Genomic DNA, 1,155 nt, shown 5'->3' with positions numbered 1-1,155 from the left:
GAGAACAACCATGATCACGGACGCCTGCGGGCTCACTGCGTCCAGGGCGCCGGAACCCCAAGACCGTCGCTCAACGTCACAACCGGGCCAGCGATCCGCCACGTTGCCCGCCTAAATTCGAAGATCCACATTGAGGAAGCGATCGATCTATGCGGCACACGGGAGTCGTGTGGTTCGGTACCCGATGTTCTCTGCCTCACGTTGTCAGTGAAGATTCTCAGCAATCTTCAAAACCTCATCCCTGGTCGGTTGCTGCTGCGGATCGGAATCGTAAACATTGAACGTATAAGTGCCGTCGAACCAGGTGATCGAGCATCTGTCGACGGATGAAGGGGATAGCTGAAGAAATGCCTGATGACCGTTGATGGTCGCGGGCGTACCGGTGGTCTCAACGTAGTTGCCGGTAGCCTGGGTGATGGCCAGGTAACCATGGAACGAGTCACGTTGATATGCAGTGGTCCAGGTCGGAGTCGGGGGCCATTCGAATGGCGTTGGGATCTTTCCTCCAGCGACGTTGCTGGAGGCGAGGCTGTCACTGTAAATATAGCCCTTCGGCAGGTACCCCGGAGCGGCCAGGTGCCGTTCGTTGAAGACTGGAATGTGCTTCCCGGTCATGGCATCGATGACCGTGCGGCGTCCCACCGGTTGGTCCAGGGTCGTGGCTATTTGCTTCACGCCGCTGTTGTTGCAGACGTGACCCGGTTGCGCATGGTCTTCCCTGCGCAGTGTGAGTCTGACGTCACTGGCATTTTCCTGTGCTTGCAGTCTGGGCGGGACTTCGCAGTCGCCCCATGTGGTCGCGATGGTGATGGTGCGTCCATCCTTACTGACCAGTACCTCGCCTTGGGCCGAATCGTCGTACCGGTGTACCGGGTGATCGGCGTTCCACCAGGCCACGGCGATCAAAGCGATTGTGGCCAGGGCACATGCCGTCAACGCGGATATACCCATCGCCCATCGTGACGGGTATTGGAGCTTCACCAGGGGGAAGCGCACGTGTCCTCCAAGGAGTCGCTATCATTTTTCAGACGGCAGATCCTCATATCCGTCCTGGCCTGGGTCCACTTCTGACCCGCGGCCCGCTCACGCGGACCGGGTCAGCACAGGTCCTGGACGGTGACGTTCACCAAGTGGCCGGTCGCCGTGCCCGTCGCG

Annotated in this window: 1 protein-coding gene; it reads right to left on the bottom strand. The window is 59.7% G+C overall.

Features of this window, described 5'->3' with window-relative positions:
• Positions 1-204: 204 nt before the first annotated feature.
• Positions 205-996, bottom strand: coding sequence for a hypothetical protein (locus FCI23_RS55820; protein WP_136731780.1), 792 nt, complete (start codon positions 994-996; stop codon positions 205-207).
• Positions 997-1,155 lie beyond the last annotated feature (159 nt).

Source organism: Actinacidiphila oryziradicis (assembly GCF_005047355.1).
Lineage (GTDB): Bacteria > Actinomycetota > Actinomycetes > Streptomycetales > Streptomycetaceae > Actinacidiphila > Actinacidiphila oryziradicis.
The sequence above is the reverse complement of the archived record's forward strand: the minus strand, read 5'-3'. Positions and strand labels throughout refer to the sequence as shown.